The sequence below is a fragment of the Holophaga foetida DSM 6591 genome (assembly GCF_000242615.2).
GTDB lineage: Bacteria > Acidobacteriota > Holophagae > Holophagales > Holophagaceae > Holophaga > Holophaga foetida.
This window is the reverse complement of the sequence record NZ_KI912268.1, coordinates 2,159,412-2,184,864: the sequence shown is the minus strand read 5'-3', so window position 1 is coordinate 2,184,864 and position 25,453 is coordinate 2,159,412. Positions and strand designations below refer to the sequence as shown.

The 25,453-nt window shown below is 64.0% G+C and carries 26 protein-coding genes; 17 read left to right on the top strand and 9 right to left on the bottom strand.

What is annotated here, in order from left to right; genetic code table 11:
- The first annotated feature begins 316 nt into the window (after nucleotides 1-316).
- The 13 genes from HOLFODRAFT_RS24830 (at nucleotide 317) to HOLFODRAFT_RS0209670 (ending at nucleotide 9,870) form a co-directional block, all read left to right on the top strand.
- Nucleotides 317-1,069 carry a sirohydrochlorin cobaltochelatase gene (locus HOLFODRAFT_RS24830; protein WP_005038292.1) on the top strand — a complete coding sequence of 251 codons (753 nt, stop codon included), beginning with the start codon at nucleotides 317-319 and terminating at the stop codon, nucleotides 1,067-1,069.
- Nucleotides 1,066-1,797, top strand: a complete 732-nt coding sequence (gene cobI / locus HOLFODRAFT_RS0209725) for a precorrin-2 C(20)-methyltransferase (protein WP_005038291.1) — start codon at nucleotides 1,066-1,068, stop codon at nucleotides 1,795-1,797. Before HOLFODRAFT_RS24830 ends, cobI begins: the two co-directional genes overlap by 4 nt.
- Complete coding sequence (gene cbiD / locus HOLFODRAFT_RS0209720) at nucleotides 1,797-2,816, top strand: cobalt-precorrin-5B (C(1))-methyltransferase CbiD (protein ID WP_005038290.1); 1,020 nt, start codon at nucleotides 1,797-1,799, stop codon at nucleotides 2,814-2,816. The genes cobI and cbiD overlap by 1 nt, the downstream gene beginning before the upstream one ends.
- Before the next feature lie 163 nt (nucleotides 2,817-2,979).
- On the top strand, nucleotides 2,980-3,606 hold the full coding sequence (gene cbiE, locus HOLFODRAFT_RS22965; protein WP_005038288.1) for a precorrin-6y C5,15-methyltransferase (decarboxylating) subunit CbiE: 627 nt from the start codon (nucleotides 2,980-2,982) through the stop codon (nucleotides 3,604-3,606).
- Nucleotides 3,603-4,349: a precorrin-4 C(11)-methyltransferase gene (gene cobM / locus HOLFODRAFT_RS0209710; RefSeq protein WP_005038286.1), complete on the top strand. Its 747-nt coding sequence runs from the start codon at nucleotides 3,603-3,605 to the stop codon at nucleotides 4,347-4,349. The genes cbiE and cobM overlap by 4 nt, the downstream gene beginning before the upstream one ends.
- Nucleotides 4,339-5,118 carry a cobalamin biosynthesis protein gene (locus tag HOLFODRAFT_RS0209705; RefSeq protein WP_005038284.1) on the top strand — a complete coding sequence of 260 codons (780 nt, stop codon included), beginning with the start codon at nucleotides 4,339-4,341 and terminating at the stop codon, nucleotides 5,116-5,118. Before cobM ends, HOLFODRAFT_RS0209705 begins: the two co-directional genes overlap by 11 nt.
- On the top strand, nucleotides 5,115-5,849 hold the full coding sequence (gene cobJ / locus HOLFODRAFT_RS0209700; RefSeq protein ID WP_005038282.1) for a precorrin-3B C(17)-methyltransferase: 735 nt from the start codon (nucleotides 5,115-5,117) through the stop codon (nucleotides 5,847-5,849). Before HOLFODRAFT_RS0209705 ends, cobJ begins: the two co-directional genes overlap by 4 nt.
- Nucleotides 5,846-6,604 (top strand): precorrin-6A reductase, encoded by a 759-nt coding sequence (gene cobK / locus HOLFODRAFT_RS0209695; protein ID WP_005038280.1) that lies wholly within the window; start codon nucleotides 5,846-5,848, stop codon nucleotides 6,602-6,604. Before cobJ ends, cobK begins: the two co-directional genes overlap by 4 nt.
- A gap of 2 nt (nucleotides 6,605-6,606) precedes the next feature.
- Nucleotides 6,607-7,284: an energy-coupling factor ABC transporter permease gene (locus tag HOLFODRAFT_RS0209690; RefSeq protein ID WP_005038278.1), complete on the top strand. Its 678-nt coding sequence runs from the start codon at nucleotides 6,607-6,609 to the stop codon at nucleotides 7,282-7,284.
- Nucleotides 7,284-7,598 (top strand): energy-coupling factor ABC transporter substrate-binding protein, encoded by a 315-nt coding sequence (locus tag HOLFODRAFT_RS0209685; protein WP_005038277.1) that lies wholly within the window; start codon nucleotides 7,284-7,286, stop codon nucleotides 7,596-7,598. Before HOLFODRAFT_RS0209690 ends, HOLFODRAFT_RS0209685 begins: the two co-directional genes overlap by 1 nt.
- 14 nt (nucleotides 7,599-7,612) lie before the next feature.
- Nucleotides 7,613-8,380, top strand: a complete 768-nt coding sequence (gene cbiQ / locus HOLFODRAFT_RS0209680; RefSeq protein ID WP_005038275.1) for a cobalt ECF transporter T component CbiQ — start codon at nucleotides 7,613-7,615, stop codon at nucleotides 8,378-8,380.
- Nucleotides 8,380-9,243: an energy-coupling factor ABC transporter ATP-binding protein gene (locus HOLFODRAFT_RS20385; protein WP_005038273.1), complete on the top strand. Its 864-nt coding sequence runs from the start codon at nucleotides 8,380-8,382 to the stop codon at nucleotides 9,241-9,243. Before cbiQ ends, HOLFODRAFT_RS20385 begins: the two co-directional genes overlap by 1 nt.
- 66 nt (nucleotides 9,244-9,309) lie before the next feature.
- Nucleotides 9,310-9,870: a DUF2284 domain-containing protein gene (locus tag HOLFODRAFT_RS0209670; protein ID WP_005038272.1), complete on the top strand. Its 561-nt coding sequence runs from the start codon at nucleotides 9,310-9,312 to the stop codon at nucleotides 9,868-9,870.
- A 341-nt stretch (nucleotides 9,871-10,211) separates the two neighbouring features.
- On the opposite strand, the gene HOLFODRAFT_RS20380 is transcribed toward HOLFODRAFT_RS0209670, so the two are convergent.
- The 5 genes from HOLFODRAFT_RS20380 to HOLFODRAFT_RS0209640 form a co-directional block, all read right to left on the bottom strand.
- Nucleotides 10,212-10,655: a MarR family winged helix-turn-helix transcriptional regulator gene (locus tag HOLFODRAFT_RS20380; protein ID WP_005038270.1), complete on the bottom strand. Its 444-nt coding sequence runs from the start codon at nucleotides 10,653-10,655 to the stop codon at nucleotides 10,212-10,214.
- Nucleotides 10,656-10,838: 183 nt separating this feature from the next.
- Entirely contained in the window at nucleotides 10,839-11,885 is a 1,047-nt protein-coding gene (locus HOLFODRAFT_RS0209655) for a zinc-dependent alcohol dehydrogenase (RefSeq protein ID WP_005038269.1), read from the bottom strand.
- 114 nt (nucleotides 11,886-11,999) lie between these two features.
- On the bottom strand, nucleotides 12,000-13,253 hold the full coding sequence (locus HOLFODRAFT_RS0209650) for an MFS transporter (protein ID WP_005038267.1): 1,254 nt from the start codon (nucleotides 13,251-13,253) through the stop codon (nucleotides 12,000-12,002).
- Between the two features lie 95 nt (nucleotides 13,254-13,348).
- Nucleotides 13,349-14,467 (bottom strand): hypothetical protein, encoded by a 1,119-nt coding sequence (locus HOLFODRAFT_RS0209645; RefSeq protein ID WP_005038265.1) that lies wholly within the window; start codon nucleotides 14,465-14,467, stop codon nucleotides 13,349-13,351.
- A 161-nt stretch (nucleotides 14,468-14,628) separates the two neighbouring features.
- Nucleotides 14,629-15,063 carry a VOC family protein gene (locus HOLFODRAFT_RS0209640; protein ID WP_005038263.1) on the bottom strand — a complete coding sequence of 145 codons (435 nt, stop codon included), beginning with the start codon at nucleotides 15,061-15,063 and terminating at the stop codon, nucleotides 14,629-14,631.
- An 850-nt stretch (nucleotides 15,064-15,913) separates the two neighbouring features.
- Here HOLFODRAFT_RS0209640 and nuoE point away from each other — a divergent pair.
- Genes nuoE through HOLFODRAFT_RS0209625 form a run of 3 tightly spaced genes read left to right on the top strand, consistent with a single transcriptional unit; the run spans nucleotide 15,914 to nucleotide 20,343 of the window.
- On the top strand, nucleotides 15,914-16,420 hold the full coding sequence (gene nuoE, locus HOLFODRAFT_RS0209635) for an NADH-quinone oxidoreductase subunit NuoE (RefSeq protein ID WP_005038261.1): 507 nt from the start codon (nucleotides 15,914-15,916) through the stop codon (nucleotides 16,418-16,420).
- Nucleotides 16,417-18,324, top strand: coding sequence for an NADH-quinone oxidoreductase subunit NuoF (locus HOLFODRAFT_RS0209630; RefSeq protein ID WP_005038260.1), 1,908 nt, complete (start codon nucleotides 16,417-16,419; stop codon nucleotides 18,322-18,324). Before nuoE ends, HOLFODRAFT_RS0209630 begins: the two co-directional genes overlap by 4 nt.
- Nucleotides 18,325-18,333: 9 nt before the next feature.
- Entirely contained in the window at nucleotides 18,334-20,343 is a 2,010-nt protein-coding gene (locus HOLFODRAFT_RS0209625) for a [FeFe] hydrogenase, group A (protein WP_005038259.1), read from the top strand.
- 270 nt (nucleotides 20,344-20,613) lie between these two features.
- On the opposite strand, the gene HOLFODRAFT_RS20375 is transcribed toward HOLFODRAFT_RS0209625, so the two are convergent.
- Nucleotides 20,614-21,480 (bottom strand): pirin family protein, encoded by an 867-nt coding sequence (locus HOLFODRAFT_RS20375; RefSeq protein WP_005038257.1) that lies wholly within the window; start codon nucleotides 21,478-21,480, stop codon nucleotides 20,614-20,616.
- A gap of 339 nt (nucleotides 21,481-21,819) precedes the next feature.
- Here HOLFODRAFT_RS20375 and HOLFODRAFT_RS22960 point away from each other — a divergent pair, with 339 nt between their 5' ends.
- Entirely contained in the window at nucleotides 21,820-23,007 is a 1,188-nt protein-coding gene (locus HOLFODRAFT_RS22960) for a LysR family transcriptional regulator (RefSeq protein WP_005038255.1), read from the top strand.
- On the opposite strand, the gene HOLFODRAFT_RS0209610 is transcribed toward HOLFODRAFT_RS22960, so the two are convergent.
- The 3 genes from HOLFODRAFT_RS0209610 to HOLFODRAFT_RS0209600 all read right to left on the bottom strand — a co-directional run bounded on the left by HOLFODRAFT_RS0209610 (nucleotide 22,988) and on the right by HOLFODRAFT_RS0209600 (nucleotide 25,271).
- Entirely contained in the window at nucleotides 22,988-23,296 is a 309-nt protein-coding gene (locus HOLFODRAFT_RS0209610) for a DUF6951 family protein (RefSeq protein ID WP_005038253.1), read from the bottom strand. The genes HOLFODRAFT_RS22960 and HOLFODRAFT_RS0209610 overlap by 20 nt on opposite strands.
- 90 nt (nucleotides 23,297-23,386) lie before the next feature.
- Nucleotides 23,387-23,938 (bottom strand): outer membrane beta-barrel protein, encoded by a 552-nt coding sequence (locus HOLFODRAFT_RS0209605; protein WP_005038251.1) that lies wholly within the window; start codon nucleotides 23,936-23,938, stop codon nucleotides 23,387-23,389.
- Nucleotides 23,939-24,143: 205 nt separating this feature from the next.
- Nucleotides 24,144-25,271, bottom strand: a complete 1,128-nt coding sequence (locus tag HOLFODRAFT_RS0209600; RefSeq protein WP_005038249.1) for a uroporphyrinogen decarboxylase family protein — start codon at nucleotides 25,269-25,271, stop codon at nucleotides 24,144-24,146.
- Between the last annotated feature and the right edge of the window lie 182 nt (nucleotides 25,272-25,453).

Genomic DNA, 25,453 nt, shown 5'->3' with positions numbered 1-25,453 from the left:
GAAAAGCAAAAGAGAGGGCGCGGAGAAGTTTGCGGGCAATGATACGCACTTCTACACGCCCCCGGCCGCTCCGCTGCGCGGAGGCGGTCGGCTGCGCCTCCCGCGTTCCGGGTGGACCTCGCCCCTCCGGCGCGCAGGCGCGCCTCCTGGGCGCTGCCCGCCCGGAACCGGGCCGGGGTCGCTCTGGGGCAGTCGCTGGTTCTGCTTCTGTTTCTTCTCCTCTTTTCTCGCTTTTTTCTTTTCCTCTGCGCCCTTTCTTTTGTACCTCCGCGCCCTCCGCGTTGACTCAGTTAATGGCTTTCGGGGAGGCAACGACATGACGACCCCCATCCTCATCGTGGCCTTCGGGGCCATGTCTTCGGCGGCCCGGGTGGCCTACGAGCACTTCGATGCTGAAGTCCGACTGGCCTTTCCTGGACGCGAGATCGTCTGGGCCTACACCGCCAAGAGCCTGGTGGCCCGCCTCCAGGCCAAGGGGGAGAAGGTTCAGCTCCTCTCCGAGGCCTACGCTGACCTGAAGGCCCGGGGCTTCCGGAACGTTGCCCTCCTGAGCCTTCACCTCGTGCCTGGCGAGCAGCATCAGGGCATCCTCGCGGAGGATACCCGGGGCCTTGAGGTGTCCTATGCCGGTCCCCTCCTGGGTACCCCGGCGGATATCGAAGCCATCGCCCAATGCCTGGGGGCGGAACTGCCCCAGGATCGCCCCGTGATGGTGGTGGCCCACGGCCACGCCCACGAGGCCAAGTTCAACGAGGAGCTGAAGGCCCTGGCGGATCGCCTGGGGCAGCTCCACCCCGATCTCCTCATGACCCGCCTGGAGGGCGACGATGCCCCCGAGGCCCTGGATGCCTTCATGGGGCGTGCCCGGGTCGCGGGGAAGGTCCATGTGGACCCCTTCCTCTATGTGGCCGGGGACCACGTTCGCAACGACATCCTGGGGGAGGAAGAGGACAGCCTCAAGTCCCGCCTGGGGGTTTCGGACTTCGGCTTCGGGGCCGTCCTTGGGGAAAGGCCCTGGGTTCGCCACCACTTCATCGAACAGCTTCGCAACGCACTGGAGACGGCATGATCATGCAACCTGAGAAGGGCCACTTCTACGCCGTGGGCGTGGGCCCTGGAGCCCCGGATCTCATCACCCTTCGCGCCGCCCGCCTCATTGAGGATTGCGATGTGGTGGTGGCCCCCCGCAGCAACCGCAGCGAGGAAAGTCTGGCCCTCAAGATCGCCGCCGCCCACATCAAGGGCCAGGAGGTTCTGGAACAGGTCTATCCCATGGTCCGGGATCAGGAGAAGACCCGGGCGGTCTGGGCCGAGGTGGCGGATTGGATTCTCCTCCGACTGGAGGCGGGCAAGTCTGTGGTCCAGATCACCCTGGGGGATCCCCTCATCTACAGCACCAGCGCCTACCTCCTGGAGGCCCTGGCGGCCCGGGTGAGCTCTGACCGCCTGCATATCGTGCCCGGCATCAGCGCCATGCAGGCCGCCGCCGCGTCCTTCGGTCTGCCCCTGACCCTTCAGGAGGACCGCCTCACCCTCATGCCCGCCACGGATCTCGAGGCGGTGTCCGAGGCCCTGGACCGCTCCGAGACCCTGGCCCTCTACAAGGTGGGAGGCGGTCTCCCGGCCCTGCGGGAGCTGCTGAAATCCAAGGGCCTCCTGGAGTGCTCGCGACTGGCCTACGCCGTGGAGCAGGAGGGCCGGGAACAGCTCTTCTCAGACCTGGACGACGTGGACGCCAGCCTGGGTTACATGAGCGCCGTCCTGGTCCACAAGGCCCACAAGCCCTGGATCGCCTGATGCGCATGGGATTCAGTACCGGCGCATGCGCTGCGGCGGCCACCCAGGCGGCTGCCCGCCTTGCGCTGGGCTTGGCGCCCAGGGCCCTTGAATCGATTGCCTTCCCTGACGGAGGCTTGGACGCCCTGCCGGTGCTCTGGGTCTGCCCTCTTCCGGAGGGTGCCGAGGCTGCGGTCTGCAAGGATGCCGGGGACGATCCCGATATCACCCATGGTTCCGAGATCCGGGTCCGCCTTCGCTGGCGGGAGGATAGTCGGATCACCTTCAAGGCTGGAATCGGGGTGGGCACCGTGACCCTCCCCGGCCTCCAGATCCCGGCGGGGCAACCCGCCATCAATCCGGGCCCCCGGCACATGATGGAAGTCGCCCTGCGCAGCCTTTCGCAGCGGGGTGCCGAACTTGAGGTTTCCATCCCGGGGGGGGTGGAGCTGGCGGCCCGGACATTCAACCCCCGTCTCGGTGTCCGGGGCGGGCTTTCCGTCCTGGGCACCACCGGCCGAGTGCGCCCCTTCAGTCTGGAGGCCATCAAGGCGACCATCGCCGTGGCCCTGGATGTGGCCTGGGCCGCAGGCTACCGGAAGGTGGCCCTGGTGCCTGGGCACATCGGCGAGAAGGCCGCCCGAACGCACTTTGAACTGGGACCCGAACAGGTGGTGGAGGTCTCCAACGAGTGGGGCTTCGCCCTGGAGACCGCCAAGAAGGTGGGTTTCACGGATTTCCTGGTGGTGGGCCACCCCGGCAAGCTCGCCAAGCTCTGGATGGGCCACTGGGACACCCACAGCTCCCGCAGTCCCAGCCCTATTCCGCAGGTGGCAGAACTGGCCCGGGATCTCACGGGTCGGGCGCTCTTCGATCTCCCCACGGTGGAGGGCCTCTTCCAGGCTCTGGACCCCCAAGGGCAGGGCCTCCTGACCCGGGAACTGGTCCAGCGGATCCATGCCAGCGTGACCGCTCTGGTGGAGCGACCCGTCACCGTGGCGCTCTGCACCATGGATGGGCGATTGTGGGGGGCGGCATGAAAGGCATGTCTCACGCGGAGGCGCGGAGGGCGCGGAGCCTGGAGCCAGGGAGGAGATGGCGAGTGACCGCGTCAACCCCTTGCGATTCCGCCCTCTATCTCTTTTCCCGCTTTCTCCGCGCCTCCGCGTCTCCGCGTGAGGCTCTTTTCCCGGAGGTGCTGTCATGACGGCTCCGCTCCTCATCGTCGGCTGTGGTCCCGGTGATCCTGACCTCATCACCCCCGCTGCCCGCAGGGCCGCTCTGGAAGCTGAAGTATTGGCCGGGACACCCCGGCTCCTGGAACTCTTTCCGGAGGCCCCCGGCGAGCGCTTGCCTTACGCCGGTGGCCTGGAGCCCTTCCTGGATGCCTTGGAATCCCGCATGGGTCAGAAGCGTATTAGCGTCCTGGTCACGGGCGATCCCGGTGTTGCCAGCCTGGCGGGGACGCTGCGGCGACGCTTCGGGAAGGACGCCTGTCGTGTCATCCCTGGCATCAGCAGCGTCCAGCTGGCCTTTTCCGAGGTCGGGCTGGACTGGCTGGATGCCCGGATCCTTCGGGCCCACGGCGAGGTGCCCGAGTGGGATCCCGCCTGGGCGGTGCACAGTGGGCCCTTTGCCATCCTGGCGGGCTCCGATGAGGCCGCCGCCTTTGCGGCCAAGCTGGCGGCCCACCTGGATCGGGAAGCGGTCTGGCGCTGCGAGCGTCTGGGCCTGCCGGGCCAGCGAATCGATCGCATGGAACCCGCGGCCCTGGCCCGGGCGGGCTGCGATTCCCTGAGTGTGCTCATTGTTGAAGGAGAAGTGCGATGAAGGTGTGGTTTGTGGGCGCTGGCCCTGGTGATCCTGAACTCCTGACGGTGAAGGCCCGCCGTCTCCTCCGCAACGCCAAGGTCTGCATCTATGCCGGGAGCCTGGTGAATCCCCAGGTTCTGGAGGAACTGCTGCCCACCTGCGAGCGCCATGACAGCGCCGCCATGAGCCTGGAACAGACCACGGCGGTCTGCGCCGAGGCCCAGCAGCGCGGCATCGACGTGATCCGCCTCCACAGCGGCGACCCCAGCATCTACGGGGCCATCCGGGAGCAGATGGATGCCCTGGACGAGCTGGGCATCGAATACTCCGTGGTGCCCGGGGTCAGCGCCTTCCAGGCCAGCGCCGCCGCCCTCTGCGCCGAGCTGACGGTGCCCGAGCTGAGCCAGACCATCGTCCTGAGCCGCACCAAGGGCCGCACCCCCATGCCCGAGTGGCAGGACCTGCCGCAGCTGGCGGCCCTCCGGGCCTCTCTCTGCCTCTACCTCTCGGCCCACAAGATCGGCGAGGTGGCGGAGGAACTGATTCCCTTCTACGGCGCCGAATGCCCGGCGGCGGTGGTCCACAAGGCATCCTGGCCCGACGAGAAGATCTACAAGGGCACCCTGGCCACCATCGGGGAGATGACCAAAGATGTCAACATGACGGCCCTCATCCTGGTGGGGCCCGCCCTGTCCCGGGGCCACGCCAAGTCGAAACTCTACGACGCCAGCTTCGCCCACGGGTTCCGCAGTGCCGAATGATCTGGCGCTCATCACCCTCTCGGAGCAGGGGCTGAAGGTCTGCCGCCTCCTGGCCGAGCGGCTGGGGCCTGCGGACCTCTACGTCCATCGGGAGGCTGCGCCTCCCGATGCAGAAACCTTCGACCGGGTGGTGGAGCTGAGTCCGAGGATTTTCCACCGCTACCGGCGCCTGGTCTATGTCATGCCCTCGGGGGTGGTGGTGCGCGCCATCGCGGCCTCCGTTCAGCACAAGCTGAAGGATCCTGCGGTGGTGGTCACTGATGTCCTGGGGCGCTGGGCCGTGAGTCTGCTGAGTGGTCACGAGGGCGGGGCCAACGACCTGGCCCTGGCGGTTGGCAATGCCCTGGGGGCCGAGCCCGTGATCACCACCACCTCCGAGGCCGCCAAGGACCTCATCGTGGGCCTGGGTTGCCGCCGGGGAACCTCGACCGAGGCCCTGGAGGCAGCACTTCGCGAGGGCCTGGGCCAGTGTGGGGGGGAACTCTCCCAGGTGCGCTACCTGGCCAGTGTGGACATCAAGGCCGACGAAGTGGGGCTCATGGAACTCTCCCGGCGCCTGGAGATCCCCTTCCGCACCATTCTGTCCGAGGAGATCCGCAAGGCTCCCCTGGACCTTCAGGAAAGCGGCGCCGCCCGCAGGCGTCTGGACTTGCCGGGGGTGGCCGAACCCGCGGCGCTCCTGGCGGGACGCCGCACCCGACTGATCCTGCCCCGCACCATTGTCGGAGGCGTCACCGTGGCCGTGGCCCGGGAGGAGGAACCCGTATGACCGGAAAACTGAGCGTGGTGGGCATTGGCCCCGGAAGCATCCTGGATCGCACCCGCCGGGCCGAGAATGCCATTCTGGAGGCCTCGGTGGTGGCGGGCTACGACCTCTACCTGGATCATGTGAAGGACCTGCTGGATGGCAAGGAGCGGATCGCCTCGGGCATGATGGCCGAGGTCGAACGCTGTCGGGCCGCCCTCCAGGCTGCCCAGGCCGGGGCCAAGGTGGCCCTGGTGTCCAGCGGCGATGCTGGGATCTACGGCATGGCGGGCCTGGCCCTGGAGATGGCCGAGGCCGAGGGCTTCTCGGTCCCCATCGAGATCGTCCCCGGGGTCAGCGCCGCCCAGTCCTCGGCGGCCCGCATGGGGGCCCCCCTCATGCTGGACTGGGCCTGCATCTCCCTTTCCGACCTCATGGTGGACTGGGATACCATTCGCCGCCGCATCGCCGCCGTGGCTGAGGCCGATATGGTCCTGGCCCTGTACAACCCCCGCAGCAAGCGCCGGATCAAGCAGCTTGAGGAGACCGTGGAGATCCTGCTGAAGCACCGTCCCGGCTCCACCCCCGTGGGCATCGCCACGGCGGTTGGCGCTCCCGAGGAGCGCATCGTCCTCTCCACCCTGGAGCGCCTCCTTTCGGAAGATGTCGGGATGCGCAGCCTGGTCATCATCGGCAACAAGGGCAGCCGCGTCAGTTCTGGCTGGTTCATCACCCCCCGGGGCTACGAATTATGATCCTCCTCCTGGGCGGCACCTCGGAGACCGGACCCCTGGCCTCAGCCCTCCTGGGCCGAGGTCTTGAGGTGCTGGTCTCCACCGCCACCGACGCTCCCCTGGCCCTGCCCGAGGGGGTCCGTCGACGTTGGGGGCGCCTGGATGGGGCCGCCCTGGCGGAGCTCTGCTGTCGGGAGGGGATCAGTGCCCTGGTGGATGCGGGGCACCCCTTCGCCACGGAGCTGCACGCTGCGGTCCAGGAGGCGGCTCGCCTCACAGGCCTGCCCCTGCTGCGCTTCCGCAGGGGGGAGACGAGGCTTGGTGATGAATCCGTCCACTGGGTGACGGACCACGAGGAGGCCGCCCGGGTGGCCTTCTCCTTCGGTCGTCCCGTGCTGCTCACTTCGGGGAGCCGTCACCTGGAGCCCTACGTTCGGGCCTCAAGGGAGACCGGGCTGCCGGTCTACGCGCGGGTGTTGGACCATCCGGAGAGCTGGAGGAGCTGCCAGGAGGCTGGCCTCGACCGGGCATGCGTGATGGCCATGCGCGGCCCCTTTGATCTGGAGACCAATCGCGCCCATCTGCGCCACACCGGGGCCGGGGTTCTGGTGAGCAAGGACAGCGGCGAGGCCGGAGGCCTGGGGGCCAAGGCCGAGGCCTGCCGCCTGGAGGGGGTGCTTCTCGTGCTGCTCCGAAGGCCGAACGGTGCCGGGGATGCCTCTGATCCCGAGGTTCTGGCTGATCTTGTCATTCTTGCAACTCACCAAAGGAGTTAGACATGCACATCATGGAAGGCTATCTGCCGGTCGTTCATGCTGTCGGGTGGGGAGTCGCCTCTGCGCCCTTTGTGGCCTTTGGGTTCCGCTCCATCCGGAAGCGGGCTCAGGAGATGCCTGAACTGAAGATGGTGCTGGGGGTCAGCGCCGCCTTCACATTCGTGCTATCGGCCCTCAAGATGCCCTCGGTGACCGGGAGTTGCTCCCATCCCACGGGTTCCGGCCTGGGCGCCGTGCTCTTCGGCCCCCTGGTGATGGCGCCCATCGGGGCCATCGTGCTGCTCTTCCAGGCCCTCCTCCTGGCCCATGGCGGGCTCACCACCCTGGGCGCCAATGTCTTCTCCATGGCGATCGTCGGGCCCTTCGTTTCCTACGGCGCCTTCAAAGTTGCCCAGCGGATCGGTCTCCCCGTATGGACCGCGGTCCTTCTGGCGGCCTTCCTGGGGGACCTTTCGACGTACCTCACGACCGCACTCCAACTGGCGCTCGCATTCCCCGCAGCCCAGGGCGGAATCCTCTCCTCCTTCCTCAAATTCGGTGGCATCTTCGCATTCACCCAGATCCCCCTGGCCCTGAGCGAGGGGCTCTTGACGGTGATCATCTTCAACCTGCTGGCCAAGCACAACGCCCATTCCTTCCGGAATATGGGGCTTCTGCGGGACGCAGGAGGGGACCTGTGATGGGCAGGAAGGGAAACCTCATCATGCTGGGGATGGTGGTCCTGCTGGTGGCAGCCCCCCTGGTTATTGTCAGACCGAAGACCGGCCCTGGAGGCGAGGCGGTCGAGATGTTCACGGGAGCCGATGGCCAGGCCCAGGACGCCATTGCTGAAGTCTCGCCCGGCTACAAGCCCTGGGCCATTCCCCTGATGCGCCCGCCAAGCGGTGAGGTGGAGAGCATGCTCTTCGCCCTTCAAGCCGCCGTGGGAGCCGGGTTCATCGGGTACTACTTCGGATCCCGCCGCGCCAAGTCTGGTTCCGATGTGAAGGCATAGGGGCGCCCGTGCTCATGGATGACTTGGCGTACGCCAACCGCCTCCGGCGGGTGCACCCAGCAGAGAAGGCCATCTTTGCCATCCTGTGCCTGATGGCCTCGCTGCTGGCCCGTTCGCCCATCGTGCCGCTCCTGGTCCTGCTTGTCATGAGCTTGGTGGCCCTGGGCGTGGCACGCATCCCCTTCGGGGCATGGCTTCGGATCAGTCTCCTTCCTGTGGGCTTTCTCCTGGTGGGCGGCCTCTCTCTGGCCGTGGACATCGGCACGCCGCAAGGGGCCTGGAGCCTGCCTTTGGGGCGCGGGCTTTCCCTCTGCACCACGCCACAGGGCCTGCGTCTGGCGGTTCATGTCACCGCACGTTCCCTGGGCTGCACGGCGGCCATGCTCTTCCTGGCGGCCACCACCCCCTTGACCGATCTGATCCAGCTCCTGCGCTGGGGAAGAGTGCCTGATTTCGTCATTGAGATGCTCACCATCAGCTACCGCGCCCTCTTCATCCTGCTGGAGACCGCGGGGCAGATGCAGCGGGCCCAGGCCTCCCGCCTCGGCTACAGCAGCTTCCGGACTTCACTCCGCTCCCTGGGCCAGATGGTCAGTCACCTCTTCGGCCGCTCCCTTCAGCGGGCGGATCTTGCCTGGAATGCGATGCTTTCGCGGGGATACGGAGAGGTGCTGTGCGTCCTGCCGCCCGAATACCGCGTGTCGCCGGGCCGGGCCCTTGCAGGGGCCGGAGTCGGCCTGGGTCTCCTGCTGCTTGCCCTTTTTCTCCCTGGAGGCTGGTGATGACCGGACCGATCCTTGAAGCCCGTGCCCTCTCCTTCCGCTATCCCGGCGGTGTCCGGGCCCTGGACGGCCTGGACCTCGCCTTTGCTCCTGGATCGCGCAATGTGGTGCTGGGGGCCAACGGTGCGGGGAAATCGACCCTCTTCATGCTGCTCAACGGGGTGCTCCGACCCTCGGGGGGGCAGGTCTTCCTCAACGGCGAAGCCCTGGACTATGGCCGGGCTGGGCTCCGGAAGGTCCGCAGCAAGGTGGGCATCCTCTTCCAGGACCCAGATGCCCAGCTGGTCTCGGCGGACCTCCGGGAAGACATCTCCTTCGGCCCCATGAACCTCGGACTGGACGTTGCGACGGTGAGGCGCCGAGTCGAAAAGGCCCTCGTCGACACCCATCTCGAGGATCTGGCGGACCGCCCCGTCCATGCCCTGAGCTATGGGCAGAAGCGGCGTGCGGGAATTGCGGGGCTCCTGGCCATGGAGCCGGAGGTGCTGATCCTCGATGAACCCACCGCTGGGTTGGACCACCGGGCCCAGGGCGAATTCTTTGAGCTCCTCGACACGCTGCGCGCGGATGGGCTTACGGTGATTCTCTCCACCCACTCCATTGACCTGGCCTATGCGTGGGCCGACCGGGCCTTTGTGCTGGAGCGGGGGCGACTGGTGGCCTCCTGCCATGCCCATGAATTCCCGGAAGTCTTCCCCACCCTCCCGCGCTTCGGCTTCGGCCTTCCCAGGGTGATCGAACTCCAGCAAGCCCTCGCCTCCTGCGGCCTATCCCTGGGTGATGGACCCCCGCCACGGGATCATGCCGGGTTGCTGAGGGCGATAGGGGATGCTTCATTATCTTGGGAATATATAGAAGAATGAGGCTATGTCATGCCTGGAACTGCGTAAAATGAATCCTCATCATTTCGTCATACCAGGGAGGTTCCCGTGGCTCTCGATTTTCAGGAACTCGTCCAGGCGGCCTTAGATCGCAAGGCGGATCACGCCGCCATCGCCCTGAGCTCCCAGATCAACTTCGTGCCGGAATTCCGGAAGGCCTGTGAGCAGGATACCTGCCGCAAATACGGCACCAACTGGATGTGCCCTCCGGGGGTGGGTCCCTTTGAGGAGCTGAAGGCCAAGGCCCTGGAATACAAGCAGGGGCTCTTCTTCCAGACGGTCCACCAGATCGCCAGCTCTTTCGATCTGAAGGGCATGTACGCGGCCAAGAAGGTCCACGATCCGATCTTCCGGGAGATCATGGACTACTTCCGCACCCGCACCGAGATCAAGCGCATGCTGCCCCTCAATGCAGGGGCTTGTGAGCTATGTGCCCGCTGCACCTACCTTGACGACAAGCAGCCCTGTCGCTTCCCGGACCAGGCCTTCCCCTCCGTCGAGGCCTACGGCATTGATGTCATCAACCTGGAGAAGGCCATCAACATCCCCTACTACAACGGCAAGAACACCGTGAGCTACGTGGGGATGATCCTCTTCGAGGCTGAATAGACGTTCCGTTCGGGGCCACGAATCTCGTTTTGTCCGAGTAGAAAAGCAAAAGACAATTTCAGCCACAGATGCAGGGGATGAACACCTCAAAGATGTCCACCTGGGCGCCTGGGGCTGGTTCAGCAAGGGAGAGGGAGGCGGAGGCAAGCGAGCTTGCCATAGCCTCCCTCTCCCTTGCTGAACGCGGCGGCTTCGCCGTCCGCCCCCGCGTTGCGGGGCAGACCCAGGTGCCCCGCCCGTAGACCATTTCTTTATCGGTGTATATCCAATTTATCTGTGGATGGTTCTGCTTTTACAAGCAGTTCTGTTCCATGGCGGGGGTCCGAGCGCTTTCTCCGCGGCTATTCCCTCAGCAGCGTGTTGTACGTCTCCTGCAGGCACTGGACCGTCTGTGTCATCTGCTTGAGGTAGTCGGGGTCGATAGCTCCGTAGACCTCAGAGTTCAGCTGAAGGACAACGGGGACAAGCCTCTCCCAGAGGGAGTGGCCTTCCGGTGTCAGGCGCACGATGTAGGAGCGGCGATCCGATGGATTGCACTCCCGGCAGACGTACCCCTTTTCCTCCAGCTTCCAGATCACCCGGATGGTGGAAGGCAGATCCCGCTCCAGTTCACCCATCAGCTCTGACGGGGTGATGCCATCCTTGCCCTTGAGGCCGGACAGGATGCCCCATTGTACGGGGGTGATGTCGAAGGGGGCCAGACGGCGGTACAGAGCGGCTGTGGCCGCTGCGGATGTGCGGCTCAGGTTGAATGCGAAGGATTCGAAGAGGTCGTACTTGATCACCGGATCCACCTACACCAGGGGTTCAAGCGTTTGAACGGTTGACTGCACATACGGGACGCTTCCGAAAGAGCCCACGGCTATGGCACCGTGGGCTCTGAAAAAAACCAACTGCCCACTGCCCCGACTGCTGTGCGGAGGCGATCCATCCGCGCAGGTCAGGCAGCTGCCAGGCGATACCCTGCTCTACTTCTTCCAGCGGATGACGCCGCCGAGGAGGTTGGGATCGAGGTTCCAGACCATGTCGTAGGCCTTGGAGATCTCCTCGAACTCGAAGCGGTGGCTGATCAGGGGCGTGATATTGAGGGACCCGAACTTGATGAAGTTCAGGATGACCCGGATATCCTCGTCGCTGGTCCAGGTATCGGAGTTGACGTAGCGGACAAGGTTGTCGCCCATGACCGGGGGCCACTCGCCCTTGATGGTCAGGTCGGCCCGCTTGAGGGCGAAGGGCTTGGAATTGATGTAGCCGCCGATGAGGGTGGCGCCCTTCTGCATCAGGTTGTTGTCGTACTGGGGGGCGTCGCCGCCGTGGACCTGGGACATCATCATGACCCGGCCGCGCTCGGAGACCAGCTCGAAGGCCTGATCCAGGGGCTTGCGGGCACCGGTGGCCTCGAAGATCACGGGGATGCCGCCCCAGCCGATGCTCTCGATCACACGCTCCAGCTCACCGGGCTGGGTCTTGGGGTTGATGGCGTACTGGACACCCATCTTGCGGGCGTTGTCGAGGCGGCGGTCATCGAGGTCGGTGACGATGAGGGGCATGGCGCCAGCCAGGCGGGCCAGCTGGGCGGTGATGGCGCCCACAAGGCCCTGACCCATGACCAGGGTGGGCTCGCCGAGCTTGATGCCGGTGCGGCGGATGGCATACATGCCGGTGTGGGCCAGGTTGAAGAAGGCGGCCTGCTGCATGTCCACGCCGTGGGGGGCGGGGGTGCAGTTCTTGGCATCCATCAGCAGGAACTGGGCGTGCTGGCCGGTGGTGACGACGGGATCGCCCACCTTGAAATCGGTGACTTCAGGGCCGACTTCGATGACACGGGCGGCCATGCTGTAGCCGATGGGCTGGGGCAGGGGCACGATGTGGTTGCCCATGAGGGCGTTCTCGGTGCCCATGCTGATGGTGCTGTATTCGGCTTCGAGCAGGACCTGACCAGGGCCGGGCTTGGCCAGTTCCTTGGTCTTGAGGACGACTTTGCCGGGCTCGGCAACTGCATACTGGGTGATCATGCTTCCATCTCCTCTGGGATTCAATAGAGTGGACTTGCGTGGTGTTGGCAGAAAAAAACGGCCCGCACTCATACCGATACGGGCCGCCACATACCTTCTGGTAATTCTGGACCCTTAGGCCTTGATGCTGGCCCCGACCTTGCGATCGGCGAGCTTGCCCATGCCCAGGGCGCCAACGGCGCCGATGAGGCCGAGGATGACCACGATGTTGATGGGCCACTGGTAGTGGCCAGTCATGTGGAGGGCGCTGGCTCCGGCGGCCACACCGGCGGTGCCGGCGAACATGCTGATGCCCTGGGCGGTGCCGCAGAGACGGCCCACCACGTGCTCAGGGTAGTTCTTGGCGAAGAAGGCCATGAGCACAGGGTTGATCATGGCCATGAAGAGGCCGGCCAGGATCAGGCAGGGCACCAGGGCCGCGCTGCCGGTGACGGCGGGGAACTTGATGGCGAAGGCGAAGACGGCGAAGAGCAGGCAGGCCAGGAAGGCCACGGGCTTGGCGTTGCCGCCGAAGACCTTCTCCACGATGAAGCCGCTCAGGGCAGCGCCAACCATCAGGGCGATGGAAACCATAGACATGTACTTGCCAGCGGTCATGGGGCCCATGCCCAGGCCGATGCCGGGGATGGCGATGTAGCCGGGGACGATGTCGTTGTAGCCCTGGAAGAGCCAGCCGAGCGCCACGACCACGACGAGGGTGGCCCAGGTTACGGGCTGCTTCATGGCCCAGGCGAAGGCGTTGTCAGAGTTGGCGCCAGCGGCAGCCTCGGGCTGTGCCATTTCGGGGGCCTTGGGGCCGAAGGCAACCACAATGGCCAGGATGAGGGCGATGATGCCGACGATGCTGACGGCGGCCATGGCCTTCATGGGGTCACCGGTCTTCATGAGGAAGGCGGGGGCGATGCTGAAACCGAGGGTGATTCCGACACCCATGGCCAGACCCTGGGCACCGGTGACGGTGCCACGCTCTTCAGGCACGAACCATTCGGCGGCCACCTTGCCAGCGGAAGCCATGATGGGTCCGCCGCCGATGGCCTGGAGGGACCGGAGCACGGAAAGACCCAGGATGCTCCTGCCGAAGAAGGGGGTCAGCACCAGACCGATGATCATCAGGGCAAGGCAGCCGATCCAGACCTTATTGAAGCCGAAGCGGTCCAGGAGCCAGCCACCACCGATGGCGGCCAAGGCGCCGAAGAGGTTGAAGGTGCCCATGGTCGCGCCGACCACTACGCCGGGTTCCGTTTGCAGGGCCTTGCAGAGGTCGCCGATCATGGGCGCGGGCGCGATCAGGGTGACGGCGTTGGTCATGCACGCGATTACCAGCGCGACCAACACAACCCAGCGGAATGCGGGCTTTTCTGTGCTCATATAATGCTCCTTTTTGTTTTTGATGCGGTTTCAGGAAATGCCATTAAGGGGGCAGAATGACGAGGCCCTCCTGCCCCCTTGCGTCAGGCTTCAGTTCACTTGAAGAAGAAATCGACCTGCAGGCGGAACATGTTGTCCTTCTGGCCGGCGAAGCAGGCGGTGCTGCCGTCCTGGACGAGGGAGTTCCCGCCAGGCTGGAGGGGGTTGTCAGACTCGATGTACTTCGCCACGTCATACCAAGCGGTAATCAGGACGCTGTCCATGGGGGTGTAGTGGGCTCCGAAGCGCACACCCTTCATGTTCTTGTAGTAGCGCAGGTCGTTGTACATGATCGAGTTGGCCTGGAGGTTGTGGTAGGCCGCGTAGATGTCGAAGGTGCCGGGCACGAAGGGGATGGCGTTCCCGTACTTTAGCTGGGCGTAGACACCCTTGTTGTCGTCGTCATAGCTGCTCTTGATGCCAGCGGCCTCGAAGGACAGGTTCATGGGGAGCTTGGTGTCGAAGCCACCTTCCCAGTAGTTGATGTAGGCGTTATCGCCATAAACACCGCCGAGGCCACCCGAAGCGATATAGCCCGCGTAAGCGGCAGCAGGGGCCAGACCACGGTTGCTCTGGTTCCGCTGGAAGGCGACTTTTACGTTGGTGGTCTTGGGGATGACGGTGACGGCGGCTTCAGCGGCCATGTAGCCCATGGAGGCGAAGGTGCCGCCGGGGACGTAGTTGGTGTTCTGGCCACCGGTCAGGGTCAGGCGGACCTGATCGATGGGGCTGAAGCCCACCTGGGCGCCGCTGACGTAGAGGTAGTCGCCATGGGTCATTCCGTAGGCGGGGATGTAGGTGAAGCGGCCGGCCTTGACGTTCAGCTTGGCCACATCCCAGTTGGCGTTCACATAGGCGTTCTCGAAGAGGTGGGTCCAGTCCGACTTGTCATCGGGGAAGCTGGATCCGTTGAGGTTCTGGTTCTCTTCGGTCTGGCGGTACTGCTTGTGGAGCTCGCTCTGGGTCTCGAAGCTGATGTGATCATTGACCTTGAAGCCCAGCTGGAGGATGCCCACGAAGCTGGTGTCGGTGCGACCCTCGACCTTCATGTGATCGTAGCGGTGGCCCATGATGCCGAAGTAGTGGAAGCGGTCGCCGAGGGAGTCGGCGGCGTTTGCCGCGCTGCCCGCACACAGGGCGGCGGTCAGGGCCAGGATTGCGCTCTTTTTGTTCATGTTGTCTGCCTTTCCTTTTGGGTTGATTTACAACACCTTTCGGGTTGTAGGGGTTGGTTGCTGGGGAACAGGTTTGACGTGTTGCTGGGTTGCCTTGTCCGGTAGTCCCACCCACCCTCCATGGCTTCCAGCGAGGTGATGCTGGTCTGTCTGGGAACCTCCTAGCAGGCGGATGGTTTCTGGATCAGTTCGATGAGGTTGCCGGTATTGTCACGGATGAAGGCCACCTTGTCGCCCTGCATGGGGAAGACGTCCATGGCGATATCGACATCCTTGGTCTTCAGGTCGGCCATCAGGGTGTCGAGATCCTGCACGAGGTAGGCAACGTGCTTGGTGCCGTGGGTCCGGATGTCGAGGTTGGGGGTGCGGCGATCCGCAGGAAGGGGGGCGGCTCCCTCGTAGTAGAAGAGCTCGATGCTCCAGTCCCCAAGCTCCATGAAGGCGATCCGGGCCAGATGAGGGATGACCATATCCGATACGAGCTTATAGCCGAACATATTCTGGTACCAGGCGATGGATTCTTCCATGTTTGCAACGCTGATGCCCTGATGCAGGGGCTTGAGGGCTACATCCCAGGCTTCGGTGGTATTTGGCATTTCCTCTCCTGTTGTTATTTGTTGGCATACAAGACCACGTCAATACGCAATGTATTGAATGATAATGATTCGTGTAATCTGCTTTTAAGCCGTCATGACCTTTGGTGATTTGCCTGTTTCTACTTGAGATGGATCCTGGATTTCAAGACAGCCTGTCGAGAATCTATGACTTCTTTCCAGGCTATAGAGAAGAGTGAGAGGCGGATGACCTATCCAGTATGGAAGGCCTAAATGGGGAGTCCAATTCGAATTTCGGATACTGAATTAGTTTGGAACCAAATATCATTATAAATAAAAAATAATAAAACAACATATCACCCCCTTTTATGGGCATGTGTAATTATTCAAACATTGCGAGGGCCGAAAAAACTTATGCAGAATGCAACAAGGCGGGGGAAGCGCCGCAAAGGTGGCCGTTGGGTATGCATGGAAGCGTTGCGTCCTAGCTTTTGAGGTGCGTATATGTCCCATGGAATGGATTTGGGGTGCTTTGCTCTCCTGCGGGATGATTAAAAATTGGATGAACGCCAATAAGGAAGTGGTCTGCGGGCGGGGCACCTGGGCCTGCCCCGCAATGCGGGGGCGGACGGCGAAGCCACCCGCGTTCAGCAAGGGAGAGCGCGATTCGCAGACTTCCAGGGGTCGTCCCCTGGCGGGTGAAGGCTTCGGGGTGTGTGTTCTCTTGCGCGGCGGGGGAAATATCGATGGAAGTGGAGGCGGTCACAAATGCGATATTCGTGCTATTCGAGAAAAATATAACGATATACTTTTCTCGAAAAGTTTATCTCAACAGGCGATCGATGGCTCAGTGATGTCCATGATCCAGAACATACAAACCGGAGAAAACGCAATGTGTTCTAACGTCGTTGAAGCCCCGCAGTCGGCGAGGCAGTTCGCCAAGGTGCTCCAGATCCTGGCGTCCTTCGGCAACGAGGAAGCCAAGCTGGTGCCCATCCTCCAGGCCGTGCAGGAGGAATACCGCTACCTGCCTGAAGAAGTCATGACCTTTGTGGCCACGGCCCTGGGGGTCCCGCCCGCCAGGGTCTACGGCGTCGCCACCTTCTACGGGCATTTCGCCCTGGAACCCAAGGGCAAGTACGTCGTCCGCGTCTGTGATGGCACCGCCTGCCATGTGAAGGGCAGCCAGAACCTGGTGGAGACCCTCCGCGACATCCTGAAGCTCCCGGAAGGGAAGAAGACGACTCCCGACATGCTCTTCACCCTTGAGACCGTGAGCTGCCTGGGGGCCTGCGGCCTGGCGCCCGCTGTGGTCATCAATGAGGACGTGCATGGCCTCATGACCCCCGAGAGCACCGCCGCGCTTATCGAAGACATCCGCCGGGAGGAAGGCCTGTGAGCAGCACCGCCACCGAACTGAACCTGGAGCAGATCGGATCTGCTTATGACGAAGCTGCGGCCCAGTGCGCCCGCCGCGTGGTGATCTGCGCCGGAACCGGCTGCATGGCTGGCGGCGCCCTGAAGGTGTTCAAGGCCCTCCACGAGGAGGCCAAGGCCCTGAACATTTCGCTGGAGATCGACCTCGACTTCGAAGACAAGACAGACAAGGCCGGGCTGCTCACCAAGAGTGGCTGCCAGGGCTTCTGCCAGATGGGCCCCCTGATGTCCATCGAGCCCGATGGCATCCTCTACTGCGGCGTGAAGCCCGGGGACGTGGGGGAGATCCTCCGGACCACCTTCCAGGACGGCAAGCTGGTGCAGCGTCTCCTCTACAAGGTCCCGGCCACCGGCAAGGTTTGCAACGGGCACGGCGACATCCCTTTCTACACCCAGCAGAAGCGCACGGTGTTGGCCGCCTGCGGGAGCATGGATCCTGAGGATGTGCGGGAGTACATCGCCCGGGGTGGGTACGCGGGCGTCCGCAAGGCCATCCTGGAGATGAGCGACGAGGACGTCTGCAAGTCCCTCCTGGATTCCGGGCTCCGGGGTCGCGGTGGTGGCGGCTTCCCCACGGGCCGCAAGTGGGACCTCACCCGCATCCAGCCCAAGGGCAAGAAATACATCGTGTGTAATGGTGACGAAGGCGATCCCGGGGCCTTTATGGACCGCTCGGTGATGGAAGGCAACCCCCATGCGGTCATCGAAGGCATGATGATCGCCGCCCGTGCCGTGGGAGCCGACGAGGGCTACGTCTACGTCCGCGCCGAGTACCCCCTGGCCGTGGCGCGCCTGCGCCGGGCCGTGAAGGACGCTGAGGCGATCGGGGTTCTGGGTGAAGGCATCTTTGGAAGCGACTTCAACTTCAGCCTCCATGTCATGGAGGGCGCCGGTGCCTTCGTGTGTGGTGAGGAGACCGCCCTGCTGGCCTCCATCGAGGGCAAGCGCGGGATGCCCATGCCCAAGCCTCCCTTCCCGGCCCAGAGCGGCCTCTGGGGCAGGCCGACGGTCATCAACAACGTGGAGACCCTGGCCTCCGTGCCCCTCATCCTTCGGAACGGCGCCGCGTGGTACCGCGCCATGGGCACCGAGAAGAGCCCCGGCACCAAGACCTTCGCCCTCACGGGACACGTGGCCAACACCGGCCTCATCGAAGTCCCCTTCGGTGCCACCCTGCGGAAGATCGTCTTCGAGATCGGCGGCGGGATCACCCGGAAGGACGGCACCATCGACAACGAGGCCTTCAAGGCCGTCCAGATCGGTGGGCCCTCTGGCGGCTGTCTCACCCGTGAGCACCTGGACCTGCCCATGGACTTCGACAGCCTGACCAGCATCGGCGCCATGGTGGGGTCCGGTGGCCTGGTGGTGATGAACCAGGGGACCTGCATGGTCCGCATCGCGAAGTTCTTCATGCAGTTCACCCAGAACGAGTCCTGTGGGAAGTGCGTTCCCTGCCGTGAGGGCACGAAGCAGATGCTCCAGCTCCTGGATGACATCACCGAGGGCCGCGCCACCGAAGAGACCCTGCCCCTGCTGGAGCAGCTGGCCAGGAATGTGAAGCTCGGCTCCCTGTGCGGCCTGGGCAAGACTGCGCCCAATCCGGTGCTCTCCACCCTCAAGCACTTCCGGGCCGAATACGAGGCCCACGTCCACCGAAAGGTCTGTCCCAGCCGCGAGTGCAAGGCCCTGATCACCCCCGTGATCGAGGCCGCCCGCTGCAAGGGCTGCACCCTCTGCGCCACCAAGTGTCCGGTGGACGCCATCGAGGGGGAGCGCAAGGCCCCCCACCACATCGACGTCTCCAAGTGCATCCGCTGCGGCGTCTGTGTGGAAACCTGCAAGTTCAACGCGATCTCCGGGATCTGAGGAATATCCATGACTGCTGAAAAGACCCTGACCATTGATGGCCTCCCGGTCGCCATCCAGGACGAGAAGAACATCCTGGAGATGATCCGCAGGGCCCACATCGAACTGCCGACCTTCTGCTACCACAGTGAACTTTCCGTCTATGGCGCCTGCCGCCTGTGCATGGTGGAAGTGGAAGGGCGCGGCCTCGTGGCCGCCTGTTCCACGGCCCCGGAGCCCGGCATGAAGCTCCGCACCCAGACCCCCCAGGTCCGCGAACTCCGGAAGATGAACATCGAGCTGCTGCTGGCCAGCGGCAACCACGACTGCCCCACCTGCAGCAAGAGCGGCTCCTGCAAGCTCCAGAGCCTGGCCGAGCGACTGGGGGTCACCAAGGTGCGCTTCCATGCCCCGGTGCCCGAGCGCCCCCTGGACACCAGCTCCCCCAGCATCCTGCGGGATCCCTCCAAGTGCATCCTCTGCGGCGACTGTGTGCGCTTCTGTGACGAGATCCAGGGGATCGGCGCCATCGGCTTCACCCATCGCGGCTCCCAGTCCATGGTGGCTCCGGCCTTCAACAAGGGGATTGCCGAGGTGGACTGCGTGAACTGCGGCCAGTGCGCCGCCATCTGCCCCGTGGGCGCTATCACCGTGAAATCCGACATCGAGAAGGTTTTTGATGTCCTGGGGGATCCATCGAAGACTGTGATCGTCCAGGTGGCCCCCGCTGTGCGCTCCGCCATGGCTGAGGCCTTCGGCCTGCCCAATGACACCTTCACCACCATGGGCCGCATCGTCACCGCGCTGCGCCGCCTGGGCTTCAAGAAGGTCTACGACACCTCCTTCACCGCCGATCTCACCATCTGGGAAGAGGCCACGGAGTTCATCAACCGCAAGCAGAAGGGCGGCAAGCTGCCCCTCTTCACCAGCTGCTGCCCCGCCTGGGTGAAGCTGGCGGAGCACGACCTGCCCGAGATCCTGGACAACATCTCCTCCTGCCGCAGCCCCCAGGCCATGTTCGGCAGCCTCGCCAAGGAGATCCTTCCCGGGGAGCTGGGCATCCAGCGGGAGGATCTGGTCGTCGTCTCGGTCATGCCCTGTACCGCCAAGAAGTTCGAGGCCACCCGCCCCGAGTTCGCCGTGGATGGCAATCCCGACACGGATCTGGTCATCACGACCCAGGAACTGGCCCGGATGATCCAGGACGCTGGCCTCCTCTTCGGCGAGCTGCCCGTGGGAAGCCTGGATATGCCCTTCGGCTTCAAGACCGGCGCCGGGGTGATCTTCGCCAACTCCGGAGGCGTGAGCGAGGCGGTCGTCCGCTACGTCGCCGGGCATCTGGGGGAGGAGAATCCGGTCGTCCAGGAGCTGCGCTCCGACAAGAACCGCCGCATCCTCGAGGTGCCGACCAAGCTGGGGGCCATCCGGATGGGTGTGGTCTACGGACTTGCCGAGGCCCAGCGGCTGGTGAAGGAGATCCAGGCGGGCCAAAGCGATGTGGATTTCGTGGAGGTCATGGCCTGCCCTGGCGGGTGCATCGGGGGCGCCGGCCAGCCGGTCACCCACTCCGCTGCGACCCGTGAGCAGCGGACCCAGGCGATCCGCCGGGTGGATGCCGCCCTGGACCTGCATTGCCCCCAGGAGAACCACTACGTCAAGGAGATGTACTCGGAGCGGCTGGAAAGCCCCAACAGCCACCAGGCGCACCACCTGCTGCACACTCACTACCAGAGCCGCAAGCGCATCCAGGGGGAAGGGATCTCGCTCAGTGACATGACCGGGACCCCCAAGATCCCGGTGAGCTTCTGCGTGGGCACCGCCTGCCATCTGCGGGGCGCGGAGGTGCTCCTGAAGAAGGTCATGGCCTGTGTGGACCAGGAGGACCTCGGAGACCGCTTCGATATCCGGGCCACCTTCTGCATGGAGTCCTGCGACCGCGGCCCCACGGTGAAGGTCGATGACATCGTGCTGCACGGCGCCACCGTCGACTCCGTGATGGGGCTCATCCGGGAAGTCGTGGCCGAGGGTGCCAAGGGATAGCCCGCTTGGACGCTGCAACCGGTCTCCCAGAAACACCGGGGGGGGGGACGCTTCCATTGCCCACCTAGCCAAGCCTATCCCCGTTTATCCCCGGCCAATGATCTTTTTAGCCGGGGATGCACGGGGATAAACGGGGATAGACCTTGCCCTGTCCCGGGTCGACCCGATCGATACGATGGGTGAGCGCTTACATCGGTCCTTTCTTGCCGTGAGGTGCGTAGCGTCCACGCAGGGGGCTCCGCGGCCAACATGCTTTTCCTCTGGATCAGCTCATTCAAGGTGCCCCATGCGGCCCTGCTGGTAGTCCAGGATGGCCTGCTCGATCTCTTCCTGGGTGTTCATCACGAAGGGGCCGTAGTGGGCGATGGGCTCGTGCATGGGCTCACCGGCCAGCAGCAGGAAGCTGACGGGCGTTTCGGCGGTCACGAGCACCGCATCCCCCCCGCCAAGCTGGGCCACGCAATTCTCCGAAACCGGAGTGCCCTCGATCCGGAGCGAACCATGCAAGGTCGCCACGGCGGAAGACCAGCCCTCCGGAAGCCTCTGCTCGAAGCGTGCGCCTGCCTCCAGTTCCAGGTGGGCATAGGCGATTCTTGCGGGAGTGATGGCCGGGCCGGTCACCCCCGCCAAGGTGCCTGCGAGGACACGGATGCGGCCCCCCGTGAGGGGCTTCCATGGCATGGATTCCGGTTGCAGATCGGTATAGCCGGGGGCGGAACGCTTGTCGGCCTTCGCCAGGTTGATCCAGAGCTGCACCCCTTCGATGGGGCCGCCGGTTTCCAGCTGCTCGGGGACCGGCATCTCTTCATGGACGATGCCCGAGCCCGCATTCATGAGCTGGGCTCCCCCCGGTCGCAGGAGGCCGGATCCACCCGTGCTGTCCCGGTGCCGGAAGGCACCCTGGATGAGGTAGGTGAGGGTCTGGAAGCCTCGGTGGGGGTGGGGCGGGAACCCTGCGTCCGTGCCAGAGGGCAGCACCATGGGGCCGAAGTGGTCCATGAGCAGGAAGGGATCCATGGCGCGGAATGCATCCGCTCCGCGCTGACCCCGCCCCGGCACGAGACGCGTAAGGGATACCCGATTCCCATCCTGGGTGAGTAGGCCGGGGATGACCGTTGTTACCACCTTGTTGGGCATGGTTATCTCCTCAGGTCGGCCCCTGCAAGGGTCACGCGCTGGTCTCGACCCATGCCGCGTATGCCGTCATGAACCGGGGGGCGGATGCTCGAATGGAATCGGCCATTCGGATCGGGAGGTTGAGTCCGGTTCACTGCTGAATCAAATCGGTGTTGGAGTGGGGTGGGGGGAGGGAAATGAGCGTCCCGGCGATTGGGCCGAGCGTTTCAGCCCCCTTAATGCGCCATTCGGCTCCCTCGCAATCGCTGCCCCCCGACCGTATGGGGCCATGGTCCATAGAGACACCCCGAACGCGCTGAAACTGGTGCAATATAGAATTAGCATTCGAGGGGAATTCCGGTGGATTTGCGTCAGTTGCGTTGTTTCCTGTCTGTGGCGGGGCTCTTGAGCTTCACCAAAGCGGCGAAGCGCCTTGGCATGACCCAGCCTGGGGTCAGTTATCAGGTGAGTTCCCTGGAGCAGGCCCTGAGCCTGAAACTCTTCAACCGGGGGCCCCGGGCGGTTCAGCTCACGGCCTCCGGACACTACTTCTTCAGCCACCTCCAGAGGCTCTGTGCTGAATACGAGAGCGTGATCGCCCATTGCCGGACTTTCCCTGGAGAGGACATCGAGGGGGCGGGCGAACCCGAGACCTTTCCGGACATCCGTCAGCTCCAGTGCTTTCTGGCGGTGGTTCATCGCCAGAACTTCACCAAGGCCGGGGAGGACATCTTCAGGACCCAGTCCGGGATCAGCTACCAGATTGCTTCCCTGGAAAAGTCCCTCGGCAGGAAACTCTTCCATCGCGCCGCCCGCTCCATCAGCCTGACCGAGTTCGGGAGGCTCTTCTTCGAACAGGTCTGCGGCCTGGTGGCTGACTACCAGAGGGTTCTCATCCAGGCCCAGAGTCTGGGGGCGGGAGCTGGCGGGAGCTTGACGGTCGGCTTCCTGGGCGTGGTGTTCATGCAGATGCTTCCTGGGCTCATCCGGGAATTCTCGCAGGCCTGCCCAGGGGCCCGCGTCAAGACCGTGCATGTCACCCTGGCGCACATGTTCGACGCCATTCTGGCGGGGGAGATCGATTGCGGATTCGCCCTGATCTTCAATCATGACTGCCCCCCCGGCATCCAGACCCAGCTGATCTTGAAGGACCGCATGATGGCGGCCATGTCCGTGGACCACCCCTTCGCCAGCCGCAAGAAACTGAAGCTCTCCGAACTGCGGGGGCAGCCTCTGTTGAGCATCACCCCGGCCATCGCTGGCGTCGGAGTCGAGTGGCACCGGGCCATATGCGAGAAACACGGATTGGACTACGATTTGACCGAGTTCTCGCCGGATTTCCCCTCCATGTTCCTGGCCATCAGCATGGGGAGCGGCATTGCCATCCAGCCCCGGCGGACCATCGAAGAGCACGGCAACGCCCGGCTCCGGTCCGTGGAGATCGAGGACGATGGCATGGACATCGAGTTCGTCGTGGCCTGGAAAGCCGAGGGGGCCAACCCCCTCCTGCCCCTGTTCCTCCAGTGCTTCAACCGAGTCGGATGCTGACTTCCACCGGCAGGGCCAGCTTCTTCTCCACCTCAATGGCCTTGATGATCCCTGCAGGCACCGGACAGGCGGCGTGAAAGCAGTGCTGGAGGCCGAGCTCCAGGCAGCGTGGAGTCCCCCGGCGGGAGGAGATCTCCTTCATGGGATCCAGGGGGCCCAGTTCCTCGGCGATCTTCTGGATGGCTTTGCAATCGCTGGTGATGGCGACATTGCAAAGGCGGCCTTCGGAGCTGACCTCCACCACCGTGAAGAACCCACACACCCCCGGTGCGATCTCGGCCTTGCTCATGGCGAACCTCCTGCCTGGAGAGTCTAGCGCAGGCGGAATGAAAAGCCCCCCGAAGAGCCGGGGGGCTTGGAGTTGGGGGGGAGGGCTTCGTCAGAAGTGGCAGACGAAGCTGGCGCTCACGACGGGGGAGCTGAGCCTCTGCTCCAGGCCGCTGAACTCGGGCTTGTTGTTGGTGTAGGTATAGCGGAGTTCGGCGCCATAGTTTTTGGTGAACATGTAGCCTGCCTGGGCTGCGTAGTAGACGGCGTTGGTGGTGCTGTCCGCGCTGTCCGCCTCGAACTTGGTGCGATCATAGCCAAGGCCAAGGCCCGCGTAGAGGCCTTCGTTGGCCTTCCTGGAGAAGAAGTAGTCGCAGTCGGCGCCCACCTTGAGGCTCTGGACCTTGAGGTCATGGTTGTCGCTGTTCTTGAAGTAGGTGTAATCCACCCGGGGAACCACCGCGAAGCCGCGATCCAGTCCGACGAAGACGTGGCCGCCGATGCCGCCGCCGAGCTTGCTGTCCAGGTTCTGGCCACTGCCCAGGGGGCCGGCGGGAAGGGAGAGGGTGGCCTGACCGCCATAGTGCAAGTCCTGGGCGCCCAGTGAAGCGGTAGCGGTGACGGTGGCAAGAGCGCCGAGGGCCAACTTGGATATGTAGTTCATGATGTCCTCGCTTTTTGATGGGGGTTCCTGGTTGGAAGGTGGAACCCTGAGGTTGTGGATCGAACGATTGATCGATCTGTGGGGGTAATATGATCGAACGATCGATTGTTGTCAAGCCGGTCTATCTTGGAAATCCGGAACGCAGAACGAGGGAAGGGCGTGGGATGCGTAATCCCACGCCCTTCAAAGCCGATTGAATATTCGATCAGTCAAAGCGTCCGTACTTGTCCACGGCTTCGAAGAAGGCCTTCACGTTGGGGAGCTTGGCGTTCATGGGGAGGCTGCAGCCCGAGGAGTAGATGAGGCCCTCGCCATTGCGGAAGGTGCTCAGCAGCTTCCTGGCGTAGGCGTCCAGTTCGCTGGCCGATGCGGAGGTGAAGAGGGCCGGGGGGACGTCGCCCTTGATGGCGCAGTGGCCCTTCAGGATCTCGTGGGCCTTGAAGATGTCCGTGGCGCTGTCCAGCTCCAGGACGAACTTCCCCTTGGGCAGCTCCAGGAAGAACTCCAGGTTCATGGTCCAATCGGCGTCGAAGTGCAGGACAGGGACGATGTCCTTCTCTGCCAGCCTCTCGATCATGGCCTTGAGCTGGGGCCAGACGAAGCGCTTGAACTGGCGCAGGGAGATGAACTCCCCTGCGCCCCGCACGCCGCCGATAAAGACGCGATTGTTGCCGGTGGCCTTCACGGCGGCTTCGCACCCGGCGATGATGGCGTCGTTGGCGGTCCAGAGAACATCATCCAGCTGGTCACCCAGCTGGAAGACGTCCTTATAGAAGGCCGTCATGGAACGCATGATCGAATAGGCATCGAAGGGGATGACCCCCAGGATGGCGCCCCACATGAGGCTCTGTCCCCGGGCCAGGCTGCGCTGAATCTCGTCCTGGCGCAGGCGGGCGGACTCCTTCTGGCCCGCCAGGACTTCCTCCCGGCTCACGCCGTGGACCCGCTCCAGGAAGCTGAGGCGGTACTCCGGGAAGCCCTTCTCCCGGACGATGGCGTAATCGTCCCGGCTCATGACCTCGAACTCGTGGATCTGGTACTGCTCGTTTTCCGCCAGTTCGGTGCCTGGCATCTTGAGCTGGCCGGGGCCGCACTTCTGGCCTACGGGGGCGTAGCGGCCGTGCTGCATGATGGCGTTGCAATCCCAGATCGGGAAGTCCTCCCAGACTCTCTGGATGGCGGCCTGGGACTTCTCCCAGTCCCACATGAACTCGCGGTTGGTCATGCCCACATACTGCCCGGCGTACTGTTCGATGATGGGGGCGCACACGACCCGGTCCACGGGCTGAAGCGCAATACTGGCGACGAGGCGCTGCTCGGCGGTCATGGTCATTCTTTCCTCCTTGGACCCATCCCGATTCTAGGGGGAGCTCCCGGGTGGGGCGAAACGCGAAATCCTGGGAGCTGTCCGGCGAAATATCGATACCTCTCCGGGGGGCGCTTCGTGGTCCCCATGGCGGATTCCGAGGAAGATGATCTGCAGGGTGCCAAACTGTTGGGACCCTGCGGGAGTTC